A 24,585-nucleotide genomic window follows, 5' to 3' on the forward strand; every position below is an offset into this window, starting at 1 on the left:
CCTCATGGTGCTCGGCGGCATCATTCTCCTCTCCAGGGCTCTGCCACTCTTCAATTGAAACAGCCTCCTGTTTCGCAGCTTCCGGCTTTCAGGTGATCTGGCCCGCTTTTCATCCCTTGTATGAAAATCTCTTGAAAAATGAACGCAACTCCCCAATTCTCTGGTTATGTCAAAACTACCTGAACTCGACCTCGGCTCCAAAGAAAGCAATTCCGGCACAGTTCCCTTCGGAGAGACTGTCAAGCCGGATGGTGTGCCCCTTTCACGACTTGTGGCCTACATCATCGACCTTTGCATTCTCTTTGTCATTGCCGCTATTTTCGCAATTGCAGCCTCCATACTGAACGTTCTCTCGTTCGGCCTGCTTGCGCCTTTGACAGCCCTTGCTGCAATTTTGCTTCCGGTCGCCTATCACAGCTGGTTTCTGGCCCAGAAAGGACGCACACCCGGCATGTCCTTTGTCGGACTCAAGATGCTGCGCCACGACAACGGACGCCCGGTTTCAATTCTTGAAGCCGCGATCAATACCGTCATCTTCTACGTTACGGTTCCTGCCACATCCGGGTTGATCCTTGTTGTCATGCTCCTGAATGATCAACGGCGCACCCTGCATGAAATCCTTTCCGGCACAATCGTGATCCGTGAAGAGGATGATGGTGTCATCGACGCCTGAACACGCGAGAAAAAACAGTGCAGGTTTTCAACACGACCCCACCCGCGCCCTGTGCCTATGATCCTTCCGTTCAGGAACAGAAAATCCTTTGTAAGCTCTATCCTGATAACGGAACGGAGCAATACGATGTTCTGATCCATTCCGGTTTTCGCCGACAGCACGACTATGTCTACAAGTCCCTTTATGAAGACCCCGGCTATTGCCTTTCCCTGCGCATTCCTGTCGAGCAGCTGAAGCTCAGCAAGACCCAGAGGCGTATAAAAAACAAAAACCGCGATCTTGAAACGCGCTTTCGCTGGGTGGGCAAAAGGGATTTCTTTCTGGATGAAAGCGATTATGCCCTCTTCCGGCGCTATGTCTCCGGACGTCATCTTGACGGCGGCATGGCCGACATGGGGCGGACAGAATTCGAAAGTATGATACTGGAGAGCCCGATAAAAACGGCACTGCTCGATTTTATCCTCCCTGACGGCGGGAAAGTCGAACAAGGGTCGGAACAGACCGAAACCCGAAAGCTTCTGGGCAGTTGTCTGATCGATCAGGTTTTCGATGGCTATTCTGCGGTCTACAGCTACTTTGATCCCGATGAAACCCGGCGCAGTCTGGGCGGCTACATGATCCTGCGTCTGGCAGAGGAAGCACGCAAACGCGATTTGCCCTATGTCTATCTGGGTTACTGGATCCCCAGTTCTCCCAAAATGACCTACAAAGCCAACTTCCAGCCTGCAGAAGTCTTCCTCAAGGGGCAGTGGTCGCCTCTTCAGAGTGAAAAATAATTACAATTCCGATAGATATGAGCTGAATCTGTTGCGTCCGGGTTGAGCTTCACTTATCCTTAACCTATCAAAAACCTTTTAAGAATATGGCCCTGATCATGATCCCATGATTGGGGTCTACACTCTCAGTTGTTTTCAAAGAAGAGTGACCTTCACAGGGAGACGCCCATATGAATCGCAGAGACTTTCTAACAGGTGCAGCGACTGGTCTGGTTGTTGGCGCCGGTGCCACCTATGTTGCCACCCAGCCAAGCAAGCAGACAGAAACAGCTCCGGAAGCACCAGCGACTGAAACCAAGGTTGAAGCGCCAGCCGTACAGACCGGCAAGCGTGAACTGAAAATGGTCACAACCTGGCCGAAAAACTTCCCGGGTCTGGGCACAGGCGCACAGCGCCTTGCAGACCGCATCACCTCTGCAAGTGATGGCAAGCTGGAAGTCAAGCTCTATGCCGCCGGCGAGCTGGTGCCTCCCTTTGAATCCTTCGATGCCGTCTCCAACGGCACAGCCGACATGTATCACGGTGCCGAGTACTACTGGCAGGGCAAGGACAAGGGTTTCAACTTCTTTGCTGCCGTTCCATTCGGTTTCACAGCCAATGAAATGAACGCATGGCTGAACTACGGCGGCGGTCAGGAACTGTGGGACGAGCTGTCCGGCCGTTTCAACATCAAAGCCTTTGCAGCAGGCAACACAGGCGTTCAGATGGGCGGCTGGTTCAACAAGGAAATCAACTCCATCGAAGACTTCCAGGGTCTGAAAATCCGCATGCCGGGCCTGGGTGGTGAAGTTCTGCGCCGTATCGGCGCAGCGGCTGTCAGCCTGCCGGGTGGCGAAATCTATCCGTCTCTGGAATCAGGTGCGATTGATGCAACCGAGTGGGTTGGCCCCTGGAACGATCTGGCTTTTGGCTTCTACAAGGTCACCAAGTTCTACTACTATCCGGGCTTCCACGAGCCGGGCACAACACTGTCCTGTGGTCTGAACAAGGACGTCTGGGACAGTCTGTCTGCTGAACATCAGACCCTCGTTCAGGCAGCCTGTGCAGCAGAAAACGAAAACATGCTGTCAGAATTCAACGCCAAGAACGGTGATGCACTCGATACACTGCTGACCAAGCACGGCGTCGAGCTGCGCAAGTTCTCACAGGATATCATGAACGTGCTGGGCAAAACCTCCGAGGAAGTTGTTGCAGAAGTTGGCAACAGTGATGCCAACACCAAGAAAATTTACGACAGCTATTTTGAATTCCGTCGCAAGGTCTCCCGCTGGACCACGCTTTCTGAATCAGAATACACCTCCGCGCGTTCAACCGCTCTGGGGAACTAATCGTTTCTTTCATTCTGTCTTTGAAAAGGCACGTCCGGGGCATGCGTTCCGGACGGGCCTTTTCGGTTTCAGGACAAGCTGAAAGACACGCCTTTCATCCGTCCTTTTGTTTTTATCGGGAATCAGAACGTGCAGGCTCTCGTTTCTCTGGCCAGTGCTGTTGATGCACTGAACAATCGTATCGGGCGCATCGTTTCCTGGCTGGCACTGATCATGGTTGTTGTTCAGTTTGCAGTCGTCTTGATGCGCTATGCCTTCGGGGTTAACTCCATTTTCTTGCAGGAATCCATCGTCTACATGCATGCCAGCCTCTTCATGCTGGGGGCAGGCTATACCCTGTTACACGGTGGGCATGTCCGGGTTGATATCTTTTACAGAACAGCCCCGGAGCACAAAAAGGCCCTTGTCGATCTGCTCGGCAGCCTCTTCCTGCTCCTTCCGGTCTGCATCCTGATTACCGCCTATTCCTGGGGGTTTGTCGAACAGTCCTGGTCCATCCGGGAAAGCTCTGTTGAAACCAGTGGCATTCCGCTGGTTTACGTTCTGAAAACCCTGATCCTTCTCTTTTGTGGCGTCCTGATCCTGCAGGGCGTTGCCATGGCACTGCACTCCCTTGCAACGCTGATGGGGCGTGATCATCTGCCGGAAGAAGAAGGCCTTGCCGGTTTCAATGACCTGCAGGACATCCAGAAACAAGACAAAAACAAAGAAGACTAAGCCATGGCGATTGCTGAAACTCTTGACCTCCTCATGTTTGCCGTCGCCTGTATCTTCCTGATGGCAGGTTTTCCGGTTGCCTTCACCCTGGCAGGTGTTGCCCTGATCTTTGCGGGCATTGCCTATATGCTTGGTGTTTTTGACCCCTCCTTCTTTGGTGCACTGCCGTCGCGGATCTACGGCAATGCCATGACCAATACCGTTCTGATTGCCGTGCCCCTCTTTGTCTTCATGGGGGTCATGCTTGAAAAGTCCAAAGTGGCAGAGGAACTGCTTGAAACCATGGGGCAGCTCTTCGGGCGTCTTCCCGGTGGCCTTGGCCTGTCTGTCACCCTCGTCGGCGCACTGCTCGCCGCTTCAACCGGTATTGTCGGCGCGACTGTTGTCACCATGGGCCTGCTGTCCCTTCCAACGATGCTGCGCCGGGGTTACAGCCCTTCTCTGGCCTGCGGATCGATTTGCGCCTCCGGGACACTGGGGCAGATTATCCCGCCCTCTATTGTCCTTGTCATTCTTGGTGATCAGATTTCCAACGCCTATTCCGACGCGCAACGCGCCATTGGAAACTGGTCCCCCGATCCTGTTTCTGTTGGTGATCTCTTTGCCGGCGCTCTCATTCCCGGCCTGATGCTGGTTGGACTCTACATGAGCTACCAGTTGATTGTCGCAATCATAAAGCCGGAAACATCACCGCCTGTCCCCCGGGAAACCTCTGAACGCCACGGGGACAATTTCCTGCTGCAGGTCCTCCACGCCCTTGTTCCGCCTATCGTGTTGATTGTTTCTGTTCTGGGTTCCATCCTGACCGGTATCGCCACTCCGACCGAGGCCGCCGCAGTCGGGGCCATCGGCGCCACACTGCTGGCGGGTATGCGTGTTCAGGAACTGGGCATGCTCAAGGATGCAAACTCCCGCACAGTTCTGTCCCGTCTGGACACTGGTGGAGCCACTCCCATCCTCGCGGCAGCACTTTCGCTGGTTTTCCTGCTCGTTCTGATTGGCAGCTTTGATCTGCGCATCTCCAGAAACGAGATCCCGGCCATGGACCAGATGGCAATCTACGCAGCCTACCTTCTCTGCGCCGTTCTGGTCTGGGGTATCCTCGTTTCGCTGGATCGTGTTTTCCGCACCACCATTCTCAAGCCCATCATGATCTCCACCATGGAAATCTCCTCCATGGTTTTCGTCATTCTGATCGGTGCCTCTGTTTTCTCCCTGGTCTTCCGCGGCCTTGGCGGTGACGAAATGGTCCACGAATTCCTGACCTCCATGCCTGGCGGCACAACCGGCGCACTAATCGTGGTCATGCTGGTGATGTTTGTTCTGGGTTTCTTCCTCGATTTTATCGAGATCACCTTTGTCGTGGTTCCAATCGTGGCACCTGTGCTGCTGCAAAGTGACATCAGCCCTGTCTGGCTGGGTGTCATGATGGCCATGAACCTCCAGACATCCTTCCTGACACCGCCTTTCGGCTTTGCCCTGTTCTACCTTCGCGGTGTTGCTCCCAAGGAAGTGACAACGATGCAAATCTACAAGGGCGTTCTGCCGTTTGTCCTCATTCAGCTTCTGGCCCTGCTTCTGCTGGCCTTCTTCCCTGAACTGGCAACATGGCTACCAAGCGTTGTTTTCAACTAGACGAAGCAACCTGAAGGTGTTTCCCAAAAGGCTGTCTGATCCAGACAGCCTTTTTTGTTGTAAAAACAAGAGCAAAGAAAAAATCACCTCCACGGATCACAGAGGAACAAAAAAAAGTTACAGTTTTGCGAAACGAAAAAACAAAAAAACAAATTGAAAGTTTTTATTAGCATTCACACATTATAATATAAGAAGAAGACATGAATAGCGGAATACTTTTCAAGCGAAAGCTCTGCCTTTCTTTCTGTTTTATATGATTGCAAGCGCAGTCCTTCGCAAACCCTGTTGTTATTGTGTTTAACAACTGACTGAAGGAGGCCACTATGCTTAAAACAATAACTCTAATGGCCGTCGCGACATTGGGCTTCAACCTGCAAACGGCACACGCCCAGCAACAGTGCGGCGACCGCGGTCAGGTTATCGAACTTCTTTCCGATCGTTACAGCGAACAGCGTGAAGCCCTGGGCGTCACAAATCGCGGAGCACTCATCGAGGTGCTGACAAACGAACAAAAGGGCACCTGGACCATCATCGTCACCTCCCCCAAAGGTGTCAGCTGTCTGATGGCAGCCGGTGACGGATGGAAAAGAACCGATCCGGAACTGCAGAAAGTTGAAAAATCAACAGATCTCGTTCCTCCGGCCTGACCACAGGCTCCGGTTTCCCTGCACAAAAGCGAAGGCAGTAAAAACTGCCTTCTGCCTCGTCAGAACAGTTCATTTGCAAGAGAAAGCCTGACTGATTTAACGGCTTTCCTCGAAATAAAGCACATCTCCCTGCTGAATACCCAGTCTTTCAGCAAGCCCTCCGGCAATTTCCAGCACAGTGGTCACATCTGCTCCTGAAGAGATGATATCTTTCGAAAGCGGAACAGCGTTCTCGTGGATATGAACAATCGTTCCATCCCCGGCCACAAAAAGCATGTCCAGCGGGATCAGCGTGTTTGCCATCCACATCGACAGGATCTGTGGACGCTGATACAGGAAAATCATTCCCGCACTATCCGGCAATTCCTCCCTGAACATCAGCCCCCGGCTTTTTTGTATCTGACTGCGAGCCACTTCAACCGAAAACTCCGCCCTTTGCAGTCCCTTTTCATCAAAAATACGCACCTGCCCGGTCCCGAACCCGATTTCCTGGGACTCCGCACGCCCCAGGACAAGACAGGCCAGAAAGAACGAAACAACAAAAAAAATCACGAAATCAAATTTTACTTCATACAATTTCATCTTCTCTACATAGCCTTTCAAAGATAAATATTGTTTTCTGCCCCCTAAGCGTCACTGATCCAGATAAAGTGCCCTGTTTTTTTGTGACCTTTTCGCACATTATCATGAAGAACATTGATTTAAATGCGTTTTTCATAGAACCCAACTCAAAAGTATTTGATGAAAATTCAAAATTTCTATGGTAAAAAAAGTGTTAAGGGGACAGAAAACAAGCAGGGTGGCGTTCGCGCTTGCATGTATTGGGATGAAGCGAATTTTTCCATCATCAGAAGGACTGGGTGGCAATCAGGCAGAAACACTTTCGCCGGATGATCCTCAGGTGCGTCTCAATCCTTCCGACATAACAATTACTCCTCTTTGGGAACCTCTGGCCCGCGATGCGCAGACTGCCCATCAGGACAACAAGCCTGCCACTGTCGCCAGTTTCCCGACCAAGACCACTTCGCCAGAAGTGAAGGCACCAACGTCCGAAACGACATGGAGCAGCTGCGAGGATCTGATCCGGAGAACGAGAAAGCATCTCCAGTCCCATCCAAACCTTTCGGCCAGGGACAGACACACACTCAATCAGCTCCTCAATCATCTCCAGGTTTATTCCACGTCTCTGAGATTGAACGCCCTGCTGGAGGATGTTGTCGAGAAAACCTATCTCTGCAAAAACGAGATTGAAGAGCTCAACAGAAAAATCGGCGGCCTTTAGGAATTACGTCAGGCCTGCCTCTCTTTATCCCGGCTCGTCGGGATCATGAAGTGTCTCCCCCAAAGCACCCAGCACAGCATTCAGGTTTTCCAGACTACCCTTGAGAGAAACCTCCGCGCCCTCCGCACCAAACTGTCGATCCAGCGTGGTTACTTCGTGTCTGCTGACAAGGTATTCCAGATGGGAGATCTCTCTGAAAGGCACAAAGAATGATGCTTCGTACTGTCTGATAAAAGGCTCGGTGCGGGCATTGAGAATTGCAGTCCTGGTCGCTTCTGTATAGGCCTTGACCAGCCCCCCTGTTCCCAGTTTCGTTCCCCCGAAAAAGCGAACGACAATCACGGCAGCATCAATCAGTTCATAACCCTGCAAGACACGCAGGCAGGGTGGACCGGACGTACCGGACGGCTCGCCGTCATCACTTGATCCTTCCTCAACCCGTCCCTGCTCATTCATCCGGCGAAAGGCCCAGACAAAATGATTGGCCTTTTTGTGCTCGGTCCTGAGTGTTTCCATTGTGGACTCAAAATCATCAAAGGCCACCAGAAAAGCCAGAAAACGTGACTTCTTTTCCTCAAATTCGCCTTCGGAAGGTGCACAGAGGTTCAGCATGACAGGCTACTTACTCTGTCAGGGTCGGGATAGGCCCATCAGCAGATTTGCTGACGAACTGCCGGACATAGGGATTGTCCGTGGTATCCAGTTCTTCAATCGGGCCGGACCAGACGAGCTTGCCGCGATCCAGCATCATGACCTGGTCAGCGATACGGCGGATGGTTTGCAAATCACTGCAAACAGAGACTGTTGTTACGCGTTCAGGCTCCGAGAGACTGTTGATAAGGCCGGCAATGGAGCTGCTCATGATCGGATCCAAACCGGCAGTCGGCTCATCAAGGATCAGGAAATCAGGATCCTCGAAGGCAGCTCTGGCCAGCCCCACGCGCTTTTGCATCCCGCCGGACAGATCACCCGGATAAAGATCAGCAGTCGTTTCAGGCAAACCGACACGCAACAGGAACGCCATGGCGTCATCCCGGGCCTTGCTGCGGGATGCCTTCTGGTCCTGAAGCGTGCGGAAAGCGATGTTTTCCCAGACGGTCATACTGTCAAAGAGTGCGGATTGCTGAAACTGCATGCCAAACCGCTTCATCAACCGCTTGTGTTCCCCGAAGGCCAGCGCTGACACAGCTTGTCCATCAACAAGAATTTCACCGCCATCATGGCTTTCAATACCCAGCAGACATTTGAGCAGCAGCGTCTTGCCGCTGCCAGATCCACCGATCAGTACAATCCGTTTGCCGCGGGGAATCCCGTAGCTGACCTGATCCAGAGCAGCCTGCTCTCCAAAACGCCTGGTCACATTTCTGAATTCGATGGACAGCACGGCCTGTTCCTTTGCGTTCGCCTGATTTCTTCTGTTCTTTTTTGGCTTATACCCTGATCTTCCACAAGAAAAAAGGCAACCTTCCGTGAAGGTTGCCTTTTCTGTTTGTCCCTGAAGAAATTTCAGGAGAAATCCGGTCAGTGCCCCAGAATCTGGCTCAGGAAGAGCTGTGTACGCTCGTTCTGCGGGTTGCCGAAGAAGGCTTCCGGCTCGTTTTCCTCAACAATCTGACCTGCATCCATAAAGATCACACGGTCCGCAACCTTGCGCGCAAAGCCCATCTCGTGTGTCACGCAAAGCATGGTCATTCCTGATTCAGCCAGACCGATCATCACGTCGAGAACCTCGGCGATCATTTCCGGGTCAAGTGCAGATGTCGGCTCATCAAACAGCATCACTTTCGGGTTCATGCACAGGGAACGTGCAATCGCCACACGCTGTTGCTGACCACCGGAAAGCTGGCCCGGGAACTTGTTGGCCTGATCCGGGATTTTCACACGCTCCAGATAGTGCATTGCAATCTCTTCCGCTTCCTTCTTGGGCATCTTGCGAACCCAGATTGGAGCCAGAGTACAGTTTTCCAGAACGGTCAGGTGCGGGAAGAGGTTGAAGTGCTGGAAACACATACCCACTTCGCGACGGATCGCCTCGATGTTTTTGAGGTTGTCTGTCAGTTCGATATCATCCACCAGGATCTTGCCCTGCTGGTGTTCTTCCAGACGGTTGATACAACGGATCATGGTGGACTTGCCGGAACCGGACGGACCACAGATCACGATACGCTCGCCGCGCTTGACAGTCAGGTTGATGTCCTTAAGGACGTGGAACTGACCATACCACTTGTTAACGCCTTCCAGTCGGATCGCAACTTCGTCTGTCATGGAAGAGGATTTTACGTTTTGTGTTGCTGTTTCACTCATTGCAACAGTTCCTTATCGTTTGTGACCGGTGTGAAGTTTGCGTTCGACATAGCGGCTGTACTGGGACATGCCGAAACAGCACACCCAGAAGACAAGGGCCACGAACACATAACCGGTGTAAGGGACAGACTTTACGCTCCAGTTCGGGTCGGCAATCGCCGCCTGAACAACACCCAGCAGGTCAAAGAGACTGATGATCAGAACCAGTGTTGTATCCTTGAACAGACCAATGAAGGTGTTCACGATACCCGGGATCACCGTTTTCAGGGCCTGTGGCAGAATGATCTTGCGCATCATCAGCCAGTAACCAAGCCCCAGGGACTGGGCGCCTTCGGTTTGTCCCTTCGGAATGGCCTGAAGACCACCGCGAACCACCTCTGCCATGTAGGCAGAAGAGAAGAGCGCAACACCCAGCAGGGCACGAAGCAGCTGGTCAAAGGTTACGCCTTCCGGCAGGAAGAGCGGCAGCATCACAGATGCCATGAAGAGCACTGTAATCAGTGGAACACCACGCCAGAATTCAATGAAGCTGATGCAGATGGTCCGGATGATCGGCATCTTGGACTGACGTCCAAGGGCAAAGACGATCCCCAAAGGCAGGGAAATCACGATCCCGGTCAGTGCAATCACCAGCGTCAGGGAGAAACCACCCCACAGGCTGGTTTGCACGATCGGGAAGAAATCAATCCCGAACACGGAACCGTAAAGCAGAGCCCAGGCAATCAGCGGATAGACCAGCAGCATGAAGAGACCCACGAACTGACGATAGGGCAGACGCTCGATCAGCAGCCAGACCAGACCGACAGCAAGCATGATCGCCGCAACATCGACACGCCAGCGCTCGGTTTCCTCGTAGAAACCGTAGAAGAACTGAGGCAGACGTTTCGTGATAAAGGGCCAGCAGGCAGCATCCGGATTTGCAGCACAGGCTTCGGAGCCTCCGCTGTAAACAGCACTGAACAGGGTCCAGTCCAGAGTTGGCGGGATCAGCCACAGGGCAAAAACCGCAGCCAGCACAGTCATGATCGTATTGGCAGGCGAAGAGAACAGGTTCGAACGAAGCCAGCCTACAAAGCCCACTGTGGAAGCCGGAGGAGGAAGATCCGGCAGAGGTGTAAAGGTCTTGTTCTCAGCCATCTTATCGCTCCACCAGCTTGATACGGGAGTTGTACCAGTTCATGAAGACAGAGGTCAGCAGGGAGATCAGGAGATAGATCGCAAGGGTCATTCCCATAATTTCAAGCGCCTGGCCTGTCTGGTTCAGTGACGTACCCGCAAAGATGGATACCAGATCCGGATAGGCAATCGCCGCAGCCAGAGAGGAGTTCTTTGTCAGGTTCAAAAACTGACTGGTCAGTGGAGGAACAATAACGCGCATCGCCTGGGGAATGATCACCAGACGCAACGTAACACTCTCCTGCAGGCCAAGAGCACGGGATGCTTCGGTCTGACCGTAACTGACAGCCTGAATACCCGCACGAACGATCTCGGCGATAAAGGCAGCAGTATAGACGACCAGAGCCAGCGTCAGGGCAATGAACTCGGGGTTGATTGTCGTACCGCCCTTCAGGGAGAAACGTGTCATCTCGCCGGGAATGGCCTCGACCGGAATGCCAAGGATCAGGAAAAGAACCAGGGGCAGGCCGATTGTCAGACCAAGAGTTGCCAGAAAGACCGGGAACTGCTGTCCGGTGCGCACCTGGCGTTCCCTGGCCCATTTCTTGACGAAGACAGAAACAGCAACGCCAATAAAGAAAAGCCAGATCACATAATCAAAGGATGCAGCAAAGGAGAATTCCGGCAGTGCGATACCACGGTTGGTCACACCGAAATAAACCTGGTCACCGGATTTAAAAACCTCGCGGGGTCCGGGCTGAGCTTTCAGAACAGCGTGATACCAGAAGAAAATCTGCAACAGCAGAGGAACGTTACGGAAGATCTCGATATAGACCTCCGCCAGCTTGCGCACGAGCCAGTTCGGAGAAAGGCGTGCAACCCCCATGATGAAACCGAGAACGGTTGCCAGAATAATACCGATGACGGCCACCAGCAGGGTGTTCAGCAGACCAATGATGAAAACATCACCGTAGGTCGAGGATTCATTGAACTCAATAAGGGTTTGAATAATGGCAAAACCGGCTTCACTGCTGAGAAAGTCAAAACCGGTTGAAATACCGCGGGCCTCGAGATTCTTGAGAGTGTTGTCAAAAATAGACCACCCCAAGCCAACGACAATCAAAAGAACCAGAAGCTGATAAACAATCGATCTGTTTTTCGGCTCGTTCCAGAATGATTTGTCTCCCGATGGCGCTTTTGTCTGAACGCTATCAGTCATGTGTTCTCCACACTTTTTTATTAAAGGACACAGTTGCCCTGTTGTGACGTGATACGAACGAGAGGGAGCGACTGCGTCACTCCCCCTCGTCATATCAAGTCATTCGATCATTCTGATAATAATCAGAATATCTTAGCGCATTGGAGGCGCGTAAAGGAAACCACCCTGGTTCCACAGTGCGTTTACACCGCGTGGAAGTTGCAGAGGTGTGCTTTCACCAACGTGACGCTCGTAGGACTCGCCGTAGTTACCAACGTGCTTGACGATGTGGTAAGCGAAGTCGTTACCCAGGCCAATGCCTGCGCCCAGTTCGCCGGTTGTACCCAGCAGACGCTGAACTGAAGGGTTCTCGCTGTTTTTCATCTCATCAACGTTTGCAGATGTGATGCCGAGTTCTTCAGCATTGATCATTGCGTTGAGTGTCCAGCGAGCGATGTCTTCCCACTGACCGTCGTCTTCACGAACAGCTGGGCCAAGCGGCTCTTTGGAAATCACTTCAGGCAGTACAACGTGAGCAGCAGGATCTGTCATCTTTGTACGCTGAGCAGCGATACCGGAAACGTCAGTTGTGTAAACGTCACAACGGCCAGCGTCGTAAGCTGCAACAACCTCGTCCGCTTTTTCAAAGGCAACCAGAGTGAAGTCCAGGTTGTTTGTGCGGAAGTAATCTGTAACGTTCAGCTCTGTTGTTGTACCGGTGTTTGTACAGATCGCAGCACCGGAGAGTTCCAGAGCAGAGCTTACACCCAGATCCTTGCGAACCAGGAAGCCCTGACCGTCATAGAAGTTCACACCAACGAAGTCGATGCCGAGAGTAGCATCACGGCTCATGGTCCAGGTGGTGTTACGTGGCAGAACGTCAACCTCACCGGAAGACAGCGCTGTGAAGCGTGTTTTCGCAGACAGAGGTGTGTAGTTTACTTTTTCCGGATCACCAAAGATCGCAGAAGCCATAGCGCGACAGAAATCAACGTCCAGGCCAGTCCACTTACCCGCATCGTCAGGGTTGGAGAAGCCAGGCAGACCTTGGCTCACACCACACTGGATGAAGCCTTTTGCCTTGACATCGTCAAGTGTGCCAGCGCTAGCAGACGCTGTAGCGGCCAGTGCGATGGCAGAAGTCGCCAAAATGGTTTTCAGTTTCATTGTATTGTCTTCCCTGCTTATTTTTCTAATAAGACATTTGATTGTCATCCGGCTTCAAACGGTAGCCATGCCAATCCGACATGGCAGACCCTCCAAAAACAGATGAGTAAGTTATCTCTACCCCAATAAGTCATTGAGGAAAACAGGCTTTTTTTATCTTGTGTTGATACAATTCCATTTGACACCTTTTTTTCATTTAGATTCAAAGTCTTACAAATTAACCATATTTAAATATTTTTCATTTGATGCGAAAAAAAGAAACAGAATCAGACAGCGAAAAAACTATATAGCTCTATTTTCATATTAAATCGGAAAAGGAAAACTGATCTTTACAGGGTTTCCATGCCCCTTAATGCGAAATTAAATCACAAATCAGATAATCACAGCTATTGCGGAACAAAAAAGGAGGGAGCGATCTCTTCACTCCCTCCTCCGGTTTCAGGCAGGCGACCCGAAATCACCCTGTCCTGTAACAATCAGCGCACAGGCGGAGCATAGAGAACACCACCCTGGTTCCAGAGGGCATTCAATCCACGGGGCAGACCGATTGGTGTGTTCTCGCCAACGTTGCGCTCATAGGACTCACCATAGTTGCCAACCTGCTTGATAATCCGGTAGGCAAAGTCATTGCTCAGACCAAGACTGGAGCCCAGTTCACCAGTGACACCCAGCAAACGCTGGATGGACGGATTTTCACTCTTCAGCATTTCATCAACATTTGCAGAGCTCACACCCAGCTCCTCTGCATTGATCATGGCGTTCAGGGTCCAGCGCGCAAGGTTGATCCACTGGGCATCCCCTTCACGCACAACAGGACCAAGCGGCTCCTTTGAAATGATCTCCGGCAGGATAATATGCGCTGCAGAATCATTCAGTTTTGTGCGGTGTGCAGCAATACCGGAAACATCTGTGGTGTAGACATCACAACGACCGGCATCATAGGCTGCAATCACCTCGTCTTCCTTTTCAAAGGCAACAAGGGAAAGCTCCATGCTGTTTGCACGGAAGTAATCCGTCACGTTCAACTCGGTTGTTGTCCCGGTCGACGTACAGACGGCAGCGCCAGAGAGTTCAAGAGCGGAGCTGACACCCAGATCCTCACGCACCAGGAAGCCCTGGCCGTCATAGAAGTTCACACCAACAAACTCCAGGCCCAGGCCGACGTCACGGCTCATGGTCCAGGTGGTGTTGCGGGACAGAACGTCAATCTCGCCGGAAGACAGGGCTGTAAAGCGTGTCTTGCCGGAAAGCGGGCTGAAGTTCACCTTTTGCGGATCATCAAAGATTGCTGCAGCCATGGCACGACAGAAATCGACGTCCAGACCGGTCCAGTTGCCCTGGTCATCCGGGTTCGAGAGGCCCGGAGCACCCTGGTTAACACCACACTGGACATAGCCCTTGGCCTTGACATCATCCAGCGTACCGGCAGAGGCAGTTGCAGAGGCCACGACGGCCAGAGCAGAAGCGGTCAGGAGAGTTTTGAAACCCATTACTCTTTTTCCTTGATTTATAAAACAGAGAGAATTTTTTGCACAGGAGCCGTATAACACACTGATGCATCTGCAAAACCTCTTTTGAGGGACTTTTCATTCAATTTCACAGTTATCTTTTCCAATAAAGCTATCATCAAATTAGATAATTGAAATTAAACATAAAAAATTAGCACTAAAAATCTGTATTTAATCTCAGCACCAACAGTCAGTGACAGATTGCCCCCAACCCTTCCTGATCGCGGATACGCCCCTTCCCTTCTCCGCCAGACCAAAGAGGCTGAAGCGGCAAATCACGCTTTGACTTTAGGTCTCACGCCTGCATTATGTCCGCCGAAGCCTAAAGTCTGAACAGGACATGTGAATATGACTGACGCAAAGAAGTTTTCCGCTGAAACCCGTGTGGCTCATGCAGGCCGCGCCCCACTTGAAAATTACGGCGTTGTAAATCCGCCCGTCTATCACGCCTCGACCATCCTCTTCAAATCCCTGGAAGAGATGGACGAACGCGCCAGAAACAAAATGCAGCCGGAGAACATCAATTACGGACGTCAGGGCACTCCGTCCACCTTCCCGCTGGAACGTGCCATTGCCGAGCTTGAAGGGGGCGACCACGCCTTTACAGTCTCCTCCGGTCTGGGTGCAATCACCACAGCGCTCTTTGCCTTTGTCAAAACCGGCGACCGCATTCTCATGCCCGATACGGTCTATGCACCAACCCGCATGTTCTGTAATGACATCCTCAGGAAGATGGGGGTCGAAACAGTCTACTATGATCCGCTGGCAGGCAGCGACATTGCCGCTCTCATAACCGGCAACACCTCGGTTGTCTTTGTTGAGTCCCCGGGCTCCCTGACCTTTGAAATCCAGGACATCCCGGCCATTGCCGAAGCCGCGCATGCAAAGGGCGCCATTGTCATGCTCGACAACACCTGGGGGACACCGCTTTACTGCAAGTCCTTTGAACTGGGTGTGGATGTCTCGGTTCACGCCGGCACCAAGTACATTGTCGGCCACTCCGATGCCATGCTCGGGCTGATTGTCACCACCGATGAACACTACACAACCGTCAAGAACTCCGTTTATCATCTGGGTCAGTGCGCCGGACCGGACGACATCTATCTGGGGCAACGTGGTCTGCGCACGATGGCCGTTCGCCTGAAACAGCACCACGAGAGCGGTCTGCAGGTGGCAAAATGGCTGTCCGAACGGCCAGAGGTTGCACGGGTTCTTCACCCTGCCCTGCCGGAACATCCCGGCCATGAACTCTGGAAACGGGATTTCAGCGGAACCTGCGGTCTCTTTGCCTTCATTCTCGACAGGCATTACAGCAGGACCGCCATGGCTGCCATGGTCGACAACATGGAACTGTTCGGCATGGGTTACAGCTGGGGTGGGTACGAAAGCCTGATTCTCCCGGCCAATCCGGCCTCTATCCGCACAGCAACCAAATGGGAAGTCGAGGGCGATCTCGTTCGCCTGCACATCGGTCTGGAAAATGTCGAGGACCTGATCAGCGATCTCGATGCCGGGTTCAAACGCCTGAGTGCAAATGCCTGAGGAACACACAGAAATGTCTCAAGACTACCCCAAAATCCTGGATGCCATTTCCTTTAATGCCGACGGCCTGGTGCCTGCCATCGCCCAGGACGTCGATAAAAACGATGTCCTGATGATGGCCTGGATGAACAGGGATGCCGTGATCGAAACGCTCTCGACAGGCAAGGTCTGCTACTGGACGCGGTCCCGCCAGAAACTCTGGCGCAAGGGCGAAACCTCCGGCCAGCAGCAGGAACTGGTCGACTTTCTCATTGATTGTGACGGCGATACCATCCTCGTAAAGGTCCGCCAGAAGGGTGTGGCCTGTCACACAGGGCGGCGCAGTTGCTTCTATCTTTCTGCAGGCAAAGGCGATCGCACGGACCTTGCAACAATCATGGAACCGGAAATCTCACCGGAAGAGCTCTACGGCAAAAAATCCTGAATGAATAAAAGGCAAGCAGACAGGAGAACAGCATGACAAGAACAGGGCAATGCTTTTGCGGATCGGTACAATACCGGATCAACGGCCCTGTCTTTGATGCCCGCTCCTGTCATTGCTCCCGCTGTCGCAAGGCCTTCAGCGCCCAGGCCAGTTCCTATGCCCTGATCGACGAAGGAACGCTGGAATGGGTCAGTGGGGAAAACCTGCTGAGCTTCTATCCCCCCGAAGGAGATTTCGGGAAAGCCTTTTGCAGCAAGTGCGGCTCCACCCTCTGCGGTATCGTCGAGGGCAAGGTTCACGGCATCACTCTCGGGTGTCTGGATGACGATCAGGACATTGCCATTGAAAAGCATATTTTTGTGGGTTCGAAGGCGTCCTGGGAACAGATACCGGACAATGTCGTCACACATGACGGCTTTCCTCCCGAGTGGCTTCACGAGGAAGAGAAATAGAGGGAAGAAAAACAGAGCCTGTCCTCCGGAAACAAAAAAAAAACGGGAACCGGACGGTTCCCGTTTTTCGTTGGTCGGAGTAGCAGGATTCGAACCTGCGACCCCTTGGCCCCCAGCCAAGTGCGCTACCAGACTGCGCTATACTCCGTAAAAGTATCTCCCTGATTCGCAGGAAGAAATATCTGAAACCAGCATATAGCTCCTCCTTTCAAAGAGATCAACGTCTTTCACAGGATTCCCTGAAGTTCCTGCAAAGGAAAAAGGATCAATCGTCCAGCCTGTCCCTCAACTTCTGCAAACGTGACAGCATTTCATGCAGGGCACCGATATCCGGTGTGCCTGCAGAAACGCCCGTTTCCGCCTTGTCCTGCCCGCCCGGAGGCAACTGGCCTCTGGCCGCCTGCATAAGATCGGCAAGGGCCTCAACAGCACCGGACGTGTTGTCCGAAGTTCCGGGCTGACTGTCAGAAAAAAGATCGGAGGAGCTTGCCGCAGCAGAGGCGGCAGCCTTGCTGTCCAGACGCTTGGGCAAGCGCCCGCCATTGTCCTTGAAGAGCTTCTGAACGCCCTTGATCGTCAAGCCGTCCTTGTAAAGAAGATCCCTGATTCTGGAGAGAAGGTCGATATCGGCCGGGCGATAATACCGTCGCCGGCCAGCACGTTTCATCGGTTTGACCTGCGTAAACTTGGTCTCCCAAAAACGCAAAACGTGCTGGGGTATGTCCAGTTCCTCGGACACTTCGCTGATTGTGCGAAAGGCATTGGCTGACTTGTTGGCAGAAGATTCAGACGACATTCGCCCGCTTAACTCCAAAGGATTTAAAAAACCCAGAGCAACAGACAGCCAGCAAAGGGGCCTTGCTTGACCCCTTTTCACAACGTGACAGGACGTTTGGCAAACCTTAGCTAAGGGATGCGTTGATTTTGTTTTTCAAGACATGGGATGCACGAAAGACCAGAACCCGCCTTGGCAGGATCGGAACCTCTTCACCGGTCTTTGGATTGCGGCCGATGCGTTCTCCCTTTTCACGAACTGTAAAGCTGCCAAATGACGAAATTTTGACCATCTCGCCCTTTACGAGGGAATCAGAGATTTCATCAAGAATGGCTTCCACCAGCTCTGCTGACTCATTGCGGGAGAGACCGACTTCTTCGTAGACAGCCTCACTCAGATCAGCGCGTGTCACAGTATTTCCCATGGCATTCAAGCTCCCGGTCTATTCCTGTTATTGGCCCTGCCCCCCATTCGGAGCGAGTAGCAAATACAATGATGCGGAATATGTTACACAAATACAAGTGTTTAAATCAAATTCGCACCATATTCAGAAACAAACCCATCCATACTTAAAAGTATGTTTCGGGCTTTTTTACCATTTCAGAAGTGCTGCGCCCCAGGTAAAGCCACCCCCCATTGCAGCCATAACCAATGTATCACCACGCTTGATGCGTCCGTCAAAAACGGCCTCACAAAGAGCAAGCGGAATGGAAGCAGCAGAGGTGTTTGCATGCTTGTCCACCGTCACAACAACACGCTCGCCTGAAAGCGCCAAACGCTTGCCCATGGCTTCAATGATGCGAATGTTTGCCTGGTGCGGAACCAGCCAGTCGATATCATCCTGCGTATAGCCGGCCTTTTCCATCACCTTGTCCATTGCAGCAGGCATGTTGGCAACGGCATGACGGAAGACTTCACGTCCCTCCATACGCACAACACCGGCCGTTCCCGTGCTGGAAGGTCCGCCGTTGACATAGAGCGCATCGTGGAAATCACCATCGGACTGAATGTGAGTTGCGATAATGCCGGAGGTCTCGCGATCCTTTTCGCTTTCAACCTCGACCGCCTTCACAACCACGGCACCGGCTCCATCACCGAAAAGCACACAGGTTGAACGGTCATCCCAGTCCAGAATGCGGGAGAAGGTCTCCGCTCCAATCAGAAGAACCATTTTTGCCTGACCGGATCGCACCATGGCATCCACAACAGACAGACCATAGGCAAAACCGCTGCAGACGGCCTGCAGATCAAAGGCTGCACAGTTCCGGATTTGCAGATTTTTCTGAACAACAGTGGCTGTTGCGGGGAAGGTTTCATCCGGAGTGGCCGTACAGCAGACAATCAGATCCACTTCACTCGCTTCCACACCCGCATGCTCAAGGGCAGCCTTTGCCGCCCGTGTCGCCAGATCGGATGTCAGTTCGCCATCAGCCGCAACGTGGCGCTGACGAATACCGGTTCGCTGACGAATCCATTCATCAGAAGTCTCAACCCGCTGGGCCAGTTCATCGTTGGTGACAACCTTGCTTGGCAAATAGGAACCACAGCCGAGAAGTTGAGAACGAAACATCATTGTGAGGCAACCACTTCCTTGTCGAGACTTTCAGCCGTCAATGCGTCAAAGTCTTCGCGCATACGGGCAATAATATTCTGGTTCTGCATGTCCACGGCAACACTGATGGCATTGGCAAAGCCCACACCATCCGTTCCCCCGTGGCTTTTCACGGCAATGCCGTTCAGGCCCAGGAAGATCGCACCGTTATACCGACGCGGGTCGACACGCTTGCGCAGCTTCTTGAGAGCAGAGTGCGCAAGAAGATAACCCAACTTTGCCAGAAGGTCACTGCGGAAGGTTTGCCTGAACAGTTCTGAAATCAGTTTTGCGGTTCCCTCGGCAGTTTTCAGGGCAACATTTCCAGTAAAACCGTCTGTTACGATGACATCGACAGTTCCCTTGCCAATGTCATCTCCCTCGACGAAACCGACAAACCTGCCGGGCAGGTTGGCTTCTTTCAGGCGGGCACTGGCCACCTGCAGATACTCGTGCCCTTTCACTTCTTCCGAGCCGATGTTCAGAATACCGCAAGAAGGTTCCTCGACACCGATCACACAACGGGAAAAGGCATTGCCCATGACCGCAAAGTCAACGAGATTGTCTGCATCGCAGGAGAGATTACCGCCCAGATCCAGCATCAGTGATTCACCGCGCATGGTCGGGAAGAAGGTCGCAATAGCCGGGCGATCAACGCCGGGCAGTGTCTTGAAAACGAATTTGGACATCGCCATCAACGCGCCCGTGTTGCCTGCAGAGACAACCCCGTCAGCACGACCGTCCTGCACGGCATTGATGGCCAGCCTCATGGAAGACTTGCGCCCTGCGCGAAGAGCAACAGCAGGCTTGTCATCCGCTTCGACAATGTCGTCTGTGTGAACAAACTCTGCAACATCCTTGAGGCGTTCTGTCTTTTCCAGAAGAGGCAGAACCTCTTTCTCGCGTCCAAAGATGATAAAGCGCAGTTGAGGATAACGCTGGCAGGATATCTCTGCCCCGTCGATAACAATACCGGGGGCCGCATCACCACCCATCGCGTCAAGTGCTATGGTTACAGCAGCAGTCACAATGCTTCCAAATCAGGTTGTTGATTAACGAAACTGATCCATGCGTCCAGTCGAACACACCAGCCCTGTCACAGAATAACCGAAAGAAAAAGCCTCTATGACAAGGCAACAGGCCGACCTCGCAAGAGATCGGCCTATTGTAAATTCATAATCTGAATGTTGTCTTAAGCTTCTGCTTCGACAACATCACGACCATCGTAGTGGCCGCAGGATGCACAAACGTGGTGTGGACGCTTCAGTTCGCCACAGTTTGAACACTCATGGTGCGCACCAGCAGAAATTGCATCGTGAGCACGACGCATGTTACGGCGGGAACGGCTTATTTTACTCTTTGGAACAGCCATTGTTCACTCTCTTCATTTTGCAAGCACTGACAAAAGTTTGCCGCTTAGTAGCCAATTCAGCCGATAAGAGCAAGCCTTTTAACAGGGCAAGGTTCGAAATTAATCCTTTTTCAGAGCACGAAGCGCTTCGAAAGGGTTATCAGCGCGCTTGACAGGCGCCGCTTCCTCCTCTTTCGGAGCAACATCAATACTCTCACCATCCCACTCCACGCCTTCCGCCTTTGGATAGGGGTCGAGTGACACAGCAAGTTGTTGCGCAACAGCTTCACCGAAATCTATGCCAGCGGGATCAACCTCTTCCGGGGGATCCTCTGCTTCCATGTCGATGTAGCTTTCGTCATCAGCTTCACTGTAGTCGGGCTGGTGAACTGGAACGAAGCTATATAGAATCTCAAAGTCTTCTTCAAGAAGCTTTTTCAACGGAACACCACTAATAATACAATTTTGTGTCACTTCAGCGGAAAAACGCCCCTCAACCTTCAGGAGGGAAGCCTTTTCATTCGGAAAGAGCCTCAGTTCCGCTTCCAGCCCTTCCAGGACTTCGAGTTCAAAGCGATCAGCCAGAGCGGCACATTCCTCCGGTTTGGCCTTCAGCCTGATGGTCTGTGGTGCACGCTGAAGGTTATCGGCTTTATAGAGCCGGGAAAACTCGTTCTCGATCATTCAGGAATACTCTCTTGCCTTCTGTCTTCAACCGTTCGGGAAATCAGCATTTGGAAAAGTCACCCGGGCTTCAAGCAGGGCGATGCGACCCTGCTCCTGCAGACTGTCATTCAGGGCGATAAAATAGGCTGCGAAATCCTCCAGCTGCCCTTCCTGCACGACTTCATCGGACAGGGTCCCCAGCAGGTTTCTCCTCAAGGCAGCCTTCAGGCCATCCGCCTCATCCTCCAGACCCTCACCGGCCTCATGCAGACGCAGGCCTTTCTCGTAGGCAACGATGCGTCCCGAAAATGACTCGGTCAGATTGCGGATCCTCTTGCTGACACCACTGTCGCCAACAGAGTCCTCGCGCATTGCAACATCCATGGCATGAAACATGAAATCATAAAGCTCCTGGGCAAAGAGCTTGACCTCGCGTTCATCGGATTTCAGGGCCCTCAGAACAGCAACCATGTGAAGGGCCAGCAGCTCGAAACGCCCGTCGACAGAGTCGGGAATGCCGCCCCGCCCGTAAAACCCCGGCAAACGGGACTGCGCAACAGTCATGGCATAAAGCTCCTGCACATTCCCTGATCGCATCATCGCACGCTTTAATTTTCCGAACATTGATGATCCTGCCCTTGGTCGTCTAGAGGTTTAAACTGTGATGTGCCCTCTTTTTACGACAAATGCAAGCCACCCGGTTTCAGCAAGGGTATATAGCACTGTCGAAAGGTTTGTTTTTCGCGAAGGCTATGCTAAAACCTTCCCCGAATATTCAAGACCACAGGAAACATGACCTGATGTTGAACTTCTTTTCTTTCGGCTCTGGTGCTTCAGAGCCCCGGAAAAAGACAACCCCGCGCGCCTGGGCTCTGGGGTGTATTGCAGCAGTACCCCTGCTGATTTCCGCCTGCGAAACCAAAACGATCATTCGCGGACACATACCCGACCCCGACATTGTCGGAGAACTGGAAGCCGGAAAGGATGACCGGCGCGATGTTGTGGAACGTCTGGGCTCTCCCTCCACTCTCTCCACCTTCAAGGACAGGGTCTGGTACTACATCGGGGAAGAGCTGGAGAAAGACGGTTTCCTTGACCCGGAGATCATCTCCAGAACAGTTCTGGTTGTGACCTTTGATGAGGAAGGTATCCTGACTGCCGCCAACGAATATTCCCTGGAAGACGCCCAGGAAATCGAATTCGTGGAACGCATTACACCAACAGAAGGACAGGAGCTGACAGTTCTGCAGCAGTTCCTGGGCAACCTTGGCCGATTGCCTTCTCCCGGCAGCTAGCCGTTTTTCCTGAACAGGACAAAACAAAAGCGCGAAGACATCCTCGTCTCCGCGCTTTTTTCATGCCATGCAGACCATCTGATCAGACGGGTTGCTCCAGCCCTCTTCTGAACCGCAGGGTCAACCAGATCAGACCAAGCGTCATCAGGGTCAGCGGGACAAACACAATCAGGTTGATCGCATTCCAGCCAAGCGCATCATAGATCCAGCCGGATGAAAAGGATGTGACAGCAACAACGGCAAAAGTCACCAGTTCATTCAACCCCTGAACTCTCGATTTTTCCTCCGGTCTGTGACCGTAGGTCAGCAAGGTGCTTCCTCCTACGTAAAGGAAGTTCCAGCCAAGCCCCAGCATGACAAGACCAAACCAGAAGTTCAGGAAATCAATCCCCGACAGATTGATGGTGGCCGCCATAATGAGCATCAGCAAACCCAGCGCCATGATCATCAGAACGCCAAAACGTCGGATCAACTGCCCTGTAAAGAAGGAAGGCGCATACATGCTGAGGATATGCCACTGAATGACAAAGGCCGCATCATCAAAGGGAAAGGCGCAGGCAATCATCGCCGTTGTCGTGATACTCATGACAAGGTTCATGCAGGAAAAGCTGACCACTCCGCCCATCATCGCAACAACAACAACCGGCTGGCGAAGAAGCTCTGCGAAGGATCTGACCCTTTCCGCAACAGCCTTGCGGGGACCAGCAGGAATGTTGAGCAACTGCAGGGCAACAAGTGACAGGAACGACAGAAGCGCCATGGCATAGAAACTGCCCGCAAAAAGCACCGGGGACAAAAGGTCCTTGGACCACTTGGCAATCTCCGGCCCCAGAATGGCAGCCAACACACCCCCGGCCATCACCAGCGAAATTGCCTTGGCCTTCGCATTCTGTGGCGCAGCATCAGCTGCAGCAAAGCGATAGTAGAAAACAGCCGAGGCAGAAAAACCGAACAGGAAAGATCCCACACAGAAAAGCAGGAAGGAGTTCATCAGAATGGCCTGCGCAGAGAGGATCCCGGCAATCACACCAACCCCGGCCCCCAGGGAGAAGCCCAAACGTCGCCCGTAGCGCCCCATCAAGCCGGACAGAGGCATGGTAAAGATCATCATTGCCAGAAACTGCAGGGACAAAGGCAGCGTCTGGAGTGAACTGTCATCAGCCAGAGATGACCCCACAAGAGCAGAAATGGACACCATCATTGATGCGCTGCTCATCCCCAGTGCCTGACAAAGAGCCAGCACCAGAACATTCGGTTTGTTGTCATAGCCGTAAGGCTGTTTTTCCTCTTCAGGGAGTATCATCTCCACAACAGAAGTCTCGTTCGGGTTTTTCCCCTCTTGAACGCCTGTCATTCCGTCCTCGTATTATCCTGTACCTGCGCAGCAAAGCTATCAGAACATAAACAACATTTGAATGATGTACATCAAGAACCAAAGTGAAGACGAATTGCCACAACGGGAAAAATATCCTGTCCTTCGGTAACAGCCTTCCCCTTGCAGGCACCTGCAGGGGCATACCCGGCACAATAAAAAAGGTGCCCCGGTTCAGGACACCTTTCGTTTTTCAAACACAGCAAGACACTCTAGATCCGCTTGGGTTTGACAATATCCTTCACCTCGATAGTGAGAGATCGCAGGAGTTCCGGCCCCATGATCTCGTCAGCGACATGTCTCAGACGCTTGCGGATCACGTCACCGCCATAACCTTCCATCGTATAGAGGCGATAGCTGTAAAGCGCATGCAGCTCACTCATGAAGCGATCGCGAAGACGTTTGCCCTGTCTTTGCAGGTTGATGTGATCTTCCCCCTCGGCCACCTCCATCGTCACAACAATGGAAACGCGATTGGTTACAACATTTTCCTGAATCAGATTGATAATGATCGGCTGATACTCGACCGTAACCGATGGCAGGGGCGGTTCTTCAACAACCTCTTCCACCACCTCCTCGGGCGGGGGATCCTCCTTCAGCAGAAAGAACCAGGCAGCTGCGCCTGCTGCTGCAAGCAACAGAACAATCAGGACAATAATAATGATCTTCTTCATGAATGACTGGCCTGCAAAGCAAGAGAACCCTGGAAACTGACAAAAATCCTAAAGACAGAGCCTAAAGGAAAGGTAAAGGAAACAGGAGTCGA

28 protein-coding genes and 1 tRNA gene are annotated in these 24,585 nt (G+C 52.5%); 11 read left to right on the forward strand and 18 right to left on the reverse strand.

What is annotated here, in order from left to right:
- The first annotated feature begins 166 nt into the window (after window positions 1-166).
- The 6 genes from AAAH10_RS10160 (at window position 167) to AAAH10_RS10185 (ending at window position 5,776) form a co-directional block, all read left to right on the forward strand.
- A complete protein-coding gene (locus AAAH10_RS10160) occupies window positions 167-673 on the forward strand; it encodes an RDD family protein (protein ID WP_343563128.1) in 507 nt (168 codons plus the stop codon).
- A 17-nt stretch (window positions 674-690) separates the two neighbouring features.
- A complete protein-coding gene (locus AAAH10_RS10165; protein ID WP_343563130.1) occupies window positions 691-1,449 on the forward strand; it encodes an aspartate/glutamate leucyltransferase in 759 nt (252 codons plus the stop codon).
- Between the two features lie 170 nt (window positions 1,450-1,619).
- Entirely contained in the window at window positions 1,620-2,777 is a 1,158-nt protein-coding gene (locus AAAH10_RS10170) for a TRAP transporter substrate-binding protein (RefSeq protein ID WP_343563132.1), read from the forward strand.
- Window positions 2,778-2,906: 129 nt separating this feature from the next.
- Window positions 2,907-3,494, forward strand: a complete 588-nt coding sequence (locus AAAH10_RS10175) for a TRAP transporter small permease subunit (RefSeq protein WP_343563134.1) — start codon at window positions 2,907-2,909, stop codon at window positions 3,492-3,494.
- A gap of 3 nt (window positions 3,495-3,497) precedes the next feature.
- Complete coding sequence (locus AAAH10_RS10180) at window positions 3,498-5,129, forward strand: TRAP transporter large permease (RefSeq protein WP_343563137.1); 1,632 nt, start codon at window positions 3,498-3,500, stop codon at window positions 5,127-5,129.
- 323 nt (window positions 5,130-5,452) lie between these two features.
- The gene (locus tag AAAH10_RS10185) at window positions 5,453-5,776 is read left to right on the forward strand and encodes a hypothetical protein (protein ID WP_343563139.1); all 324 of its coding nucleotides are present in this window, start codon (window positions 5,453-5,455) and stop codon (window positions 5,774-5,776) included.
- A 96-nt stretch (window positions 5,777-5,872) separates the two neighbouring features.
- On the opposite strand, the gene AAAH10_RS10190 is transcribed toward AAAH10_RS10185, so the two are convergent.
- Window positions 5,873-6,328: a DUF192 domain-containing protein gene (locus tag AAAH10_RS10190; RefSeq protein ID WP_343563141.1), complete on the reverse strand. Its 456-nt coding sequence runs from the start codon at window positions 6,326-6,328 to the stop codon at window positions 5,873-5,875.
- A gap of 274 nt (window positions 6,329-6,602) precedes the next feature.
- Between AAAH10_RS10190 and AAAH10_RS10195 the strand changes: the two genes are divergently transcribed.
- Window positions 6,603-7,058 (forward strand): hypothetical protein, encoded by a 456-nt coding sequence (locus tag AAAH10_RS10195; RefSeq protein WP_343563143.1) that lies wholly within the window; start codon window positions 6,603-6,605, stop codon window positions 7,056-7,058.
- 24 nt (window positions 7,059-7,082) lie between these two features.
- Here AAAH10_RS10195 and AAAH10_RS10200 read toward each other — a convergent pair whose 3' ends face one another.
- The 7 genes from AAAH10_RS10200 to AAAH10_RS10230 all read right to left on the reverse strand — a co-directional run bounded on the left by AAAH10_RS10200 (window position 7,083) and on the right by AAAH10_RS10230 (window position 14,333).
- A complete protein-coding gene (locus AAAH10_RS10200; protein WP_343563145.1) occupies window positions 7,083-7,670 on the reverse strand; it encodes a YigZ family protein in 588 nt (195 codons plus the stop codon).
- 10 nt (window positions 7,671-7,680) lie between these two features.
- Entirely contained in the window at window positions 7,681-8,442 is a 762-nt protein-coding gene (locus AAAH10_RS10205) for an ABC transporter ATP-binding protein (protein ID WP_343563147.1), read from the reverse strand.
- Window positions 8,443-8,579: 137 nt separating this feature from the next.
- On the reverse strand, window positions 8,580-9,362 hold the full coding sequence (locus AAAH10_RS10210) for an amino acid ABC transporter ATP-binding protein (RefSeq protein ID WP_343563149.1): 783 nt from the start codon (window positions 9,360-9,362) through the stop codon (window positions 8,580-8,582).
- A gap of 12 nt (window positions 9,363-9,374) precedes the next feature.
- Window positions 9,375-10,499: an amino acid ABC transporter permease gene (locus AAAH10_RS10215; RefSeq protein ID WP_343563151.1), complete on the reverse strand. Its 1,125-nt coding sequence runs from the start codon at window positions 10,497-10,499 to the stop codon at window positions 9,375-9,377.
- Between the two features lies 1 nt (window position 10,500).
- A complete protein-coding gene (locus tag AAAH10_RS10220; RefSeq protein ID WP_343563153.1) occupies window positions 10,501-11,697 on the reverse strand; it encodes an amino acid ABC transporter permease in 1,197 nt (398 codons plus the stop codon).
- Between the two features lie 132 nt (window positions 11,698-11,829).
- The gene (locus AAAH10_RS10225) at window positions 11,830-12,843 is read right to left on the reverse strand and encodes an amino acid ABC transporter substrate-binding protein (RefSeq protein ID WP_343563155.1); all 1,014 of its coding nucleotides are present in this window, start codon (window positions 12,841-12,843) and stop codon (window positions 11,830-11,832) included.
- A gap of 476 nt (window positions 12,844-13,319) precedes the next feature.
- Window positions 13,320-14,333, reverse strand: a complete 1,014-nt coding sequence (locus AAAH10_RS10230) for an amino acid ABC transporter substrate-binding protein (protein ID WP_343563157.1) — start codon at window positions 14,331-14,333, stop codon at window positions 13,320-13,322.
- A gap of 366 nt (window positions 14,334-14,699) precedes the next feature.
- On the opposite strand from AAAH10_RS10230, the gene metC reads away from it, so the two are divergent.
- The 3 genes from metC to AAAH10_RS10245 are packed head-to-tail and all read left to right on the forward strand — an operon-like array spanning window position 14,700 to window position 16,769.
- Window positions 14,700-15,893 (forward strand): cystathionine beta-lyase, encoded by a 1,194-nt coding sequence (gene metC / locus AAAH10_RS10235; protein WP_343563159.1) that lies wholly within the window; start codon window positions 14,700-14,702, stop codon window positions 15,891-15,893.
- Window positions 15,894-15,906: 13 nt separating this feature from the next.
- Complete coding sequence (hisI, locus tag AAAH10_RS10240; RefSeq protein ID WP_343563161.1) at window positions 15,907-16,317, forward strand: phosphoribosyl-AMP cyclohydrolase; 411 nt, start codon at window positions 15,907-15,909, stop codon at window positions 16,315-16,317.
- A gap of 32 nt (window positions 16,318-16,349) precedes the next feature.
- Window positions 16,350-16,769, forward strand: coding sequence for a GFA family protein (locus AAAH10_RS10245; protein WP_343563164.1), 420 nt, complete (start codon window positions 16,350-16,352; stop codon window positions 16,767-16,769).
- Between the two features lie 71 nt (window positions 16,770-16,840).
- On the opposite strand, the gene AAAH10_RS10250 is transcribed toward AAAH10_RS10245, so the two are convergent.
- The 8 genes from AAAH10_RS10250 to AAAH10_RS10285 form a co-directional block, all read right to left on the reverse strand.
- Window positions 16,841-16,917 (reverse strand) — tRNA-Pro (locus AAAH10_RS10250).
- 117 nt (window positions 16,918-17,034) lie between these two features.
- Window positions 17,035-17,565 carry a MerR family transcriptional regulator gene (locus tag AAAH10_RS10255; RefSeq protein ID WP_343563166.1) on the reverse strand — a complete coding sequence of 177 codons (531 nt, stop codon included), beginning with the start codon at window positions 17,563-17,565 and terminating at the stop codon, window positions 17,035-17,037.
- A gap of 106 nt (window positions 17,566-17,671) precedes the next feature.
- Complete coding sequence (locus AAAH10_RS10260; RefSeq protein WP_343563168.1) at window positions 17,672-17,968, reverse strand: integration host factor subunit alpha; 297 nt, start codon at window positions 17,966-17,968, stop codon at window positions 17,672-17,674.
- Between the two features lie 168 nt (window positions 17,969-18,136).
- Window positions 18,137-19,117, reverse strand: coding sequence for a beta-ketoacyl-ACP synthase III (locus AAAH10_RS10265; RefSeq protein ID WP_343563170.1), 981 nt, complete (start codon window positions 19,115-19,117; stop codon window positions 18,137-18,139).
- Window positions 19,114-20,163, reverse strand: a complete 1,050-nt coding sequence (plsX, locus tag AAAH10_RS10270; RefSeq protein WP_343563172.1) for a phosphate acyltransferase PlsX — start codon at window positions 20,161-20,163, stop codon at window positions 19,114-19,116. The genes AAAH10_RS10265 and plsX overlap by 4 nt, the downstream gene beginning before the upstream one ends.
- 164 nt (window positions 20,164-20,327) lie before the next feature.
- Window positions 20,328-20,507 (reverse strand): 50S ribosomal protein L32, encoded by a 180-nt coding sequence (rpmF, locus tag AAAH10_RS10275; protein WP_343563174.1) that lies wholly within the window; start codon window positions 20,505-20,507, stop codon window positions 20,328-20,330.
- Between the two features lie 99 nt (window positions 20,508-20,606).
- Window positions 20,607-21,170, reverse strand: a complete 564-nt coding sequence (locus AAAH10_RS10280) for a YceD family protein (protein ID WP_343563176.1) — start codon at window positions 21,168-21,170, stop codon at window positions 20,607-20,609.
- A 27-nt stretch (window positions 21,171-21,197) separates the two neighbouring features.
- On the reverse strand, window positions 21,198-21,776 hold the full coding sequence (locus AAAH10_RS10285) for a ubiquinol-cytochrome C chaperone family protein (RefSeq protein ID WP_343563178.1): 579 nt from the start codon (window positions 21,774-21,776) through the stop codon (window positions 21,198-21,200).
- A gap of 176 nt (window positions 21,777-21,952) precedes the next feature.
- On the opposite strand from AAAH10_RS10285, the gene AAAH10_RS10290 reads away from it, so the two are divergent.
- On the forward strand, window positions 21,953-22,447 hold the full coding sequence (locus AAAH10_RS10290; protein ID WP_343563180.1) for an outer membrane protein assembly factor BamE: 495 nt from the start codon (window positions 21,953-21,955) through the stop codon (window positions 22,445-22,447).
- A gap of 82 nt (window positions 22,448-22,529) precedes the next feature.
- Here AAAH10_RS10290 and AAAH10_RS10295 read toward each other — a convergent pair whose 3' ends face one another.
- Together AAAH10_RS10295 and AAAH10_RS10300 are read right to left on the reverse strand one after the other, a co-directional pair.
- On the reverse strand, window positions 22,530-23,801 hold the full coding sequence (locus AAAH10_RS10295; RefSeq protein ID WP_343563183.1) for an MFS transporter: 1,272 nt from the start codon (window positions 23,799-23,801) through the stop codon (window positions 22,530-22,532).
- A gap of 230 nt (window positions 23,802-24,031) precedes the next feature.
- A complete protein-coding gene (locus AAAH10_RS10300) occupies window positions 24,032-24,493 on the reverse strand; it encodes a hypothetical protein (protein WP_343563185.1) in 462 nt (153 codons plus the stop codon).
- Window positions 24,494-24,585 lie beyond the last annotated feature (92 nt).

It is taken from the genome of Carbonatibacter coralli (assembly GCF_039592655.1).
Classification (GTDB): Bacteria; Pseudomonadota; Alphaproteobacteria; order Kiloniellales; family Kiloniellaceae; genus Carbonatibacter; species Carbonatibacter coralli.

Bases quoted from the DNA above. Each gene is read 5' to 3' on its own strand.
- AAAH10_RS10160 (WP_343563128.1), top strand. From the start codon at position 167: ATGTCAAAACTACCTGAACTCGACCTCGGCTCCAAAGAAAGCAATTCC.
- AAAH10_RS10170 (WP_343563132.1), top strand. From the start codon at position 1,620: ATGAATCGCAGAGACTTTCTAACAGGTGCAGCGACTGGTCTGGTTGTT.
- AAAH10_RS10180 (WP_343563137.1), top strand. From the start codon at position 3,498: ATGGCGATTGCTGAAACTCTTGACCTCCTCATGTTTGCCGTCGCCTGT.
- AAAH10_RS10185 (WP_343563139.1), top strand. From the start codon at position 5,453: ATGCTTAAAACAATAACTCTAATGGCCGTCGCGACATTGGGCTTCAAC.
- AAAH10_RS10195 (WP_343563143.1), top strand. From the start codon at position 6,603: ATGAAGCGAATTTTTCCATCATCAGAAGGACTGGGTGGCAATCAGGCA.
- AAAH10_RS10200 (WP_343563145.1), bottom strand. From the start codon at position 7,670: ATGCTGAACCTCTGTGCACCTTCCGAAGGCGAATTTGAGGAAAAGAAG.
- AAAH10_RS10210 (WP_343563149.1), bottom strand. From the start codon at position 9,362: ATGAGTGAAACAGCAACACAAAACGTAAAATCCTCTTCCATGACAGAC.
- AAAH10_RS10215 (WP_343563151.1), bottom strand. From the start codon at position 10,499: ATGGCTGAGAACAAGACCTTTACACCTCTGCCGGATCTTCCTCCTCCG.
- AAAH10_RS10220 (WP_343563153.1), bottom strand. From the start codon at position 11,697: ATGACTGATAGCGTTCAGACAAAAGCGCCATCGGGAGACAAATCATTC.
- AAAH10_RS10225 (WP_343563155.1), bottom strand. From the start codon at position 12,843: ATGAAACTGAAAACCATTTTGGCGACTTCTGCCATCGCACTGGCCGCT.
- AAAH10_RS10230 (WP_343563157.1), bottom strand. From the start codon at position 14,333: ATGGGTTTCAAAACTCTCCTGACCGCTTCTGCTCTGGCCGTCGTGGCC.
- metC (WP_343563159.1), top strand. From the start codon at position 14,700: ATGACTGACGCAAAGAAGTTTTCCGCTGAAACCCGTGTGGCTCATGCA.
- hisI (WP_343563161.1), top strand. From the start codon at position 15,907: ATGTCTCAAGACTACCCCAAAATCCTGGATGCCATTTCCTTTAATGCC.
- AAAH10_RS10245 (WP_343563164.1), top strand. From the start codon at position 16,350: ATGACAAGAACAGGGCAATGCTTTTGCGGATCGGTACAATACCGGATC.
- AAAH10_RS10255 (WP_343563166.1), bottom strand. From the start codon at position 17,565: ATGTCGTCTGAATCTTCTGCCAACAAGTCAGCCAATGCCTTTCGCACA.
- AAAH10_RS10260 (WP_343563168.1), bottom strand. From the start codon at position 17,968: ATGGGAAATACTGTGACACGCGCTGATCTGAGTGAGGCTGTCTACGAA.
- AAAH10_RS10265 (WP_343563170.1), bottom strand. From the start codon at position 19,117: ATGATGTTTCGTTCTCAACTTCTCGGCTGTGGTTCCTATTTGCCAAGC.
- rpmF (WP_343563174.1), bottom strand. From the start codon at position 20,507: ATGGCTGTTCCAAAGAGTAAAATAAGCCGTTCCCGCCGTAACATGCGT.
- AAAH10_RS10280 (WP_343563176.1), bottom strand. From the start codon at position 21,170: ATGATCGAGAACGAGTTTTCCCGGCTCTATAAAGCCGATAACCTTCAG.
- AAAH10_RS10285 (WP_343563178.1), bottom strand. From the start codon at position 21,776: ATGTTCGGAAAATTAAAGCGTGCGATGATGCGATCAGGGAATGTGCAG.
- AAAH10_RS10290 (WP_343563180.1), top strand. From the start codon at position 21,953: ATGTTGAACTTCTTTTCTTTCGGCTCTGGTGCTTCAGAGCCCCGGAAA.
- AAAH10_RS10295 (WP_343563183.1), bottom strand. From the start codon at position 23,801: ATGACAGGCGTTCAAGAGGGGAAAAACCCGAACGAGACTTCTGTTGTG.
- AAAH10_RS10300 (WP_343563185.1), bottom strand. From the start codon at position 24,493: ATGAAGAAGATCATTATTATTGTCCTGATTGTTCTGTTGCTTGCAGCA.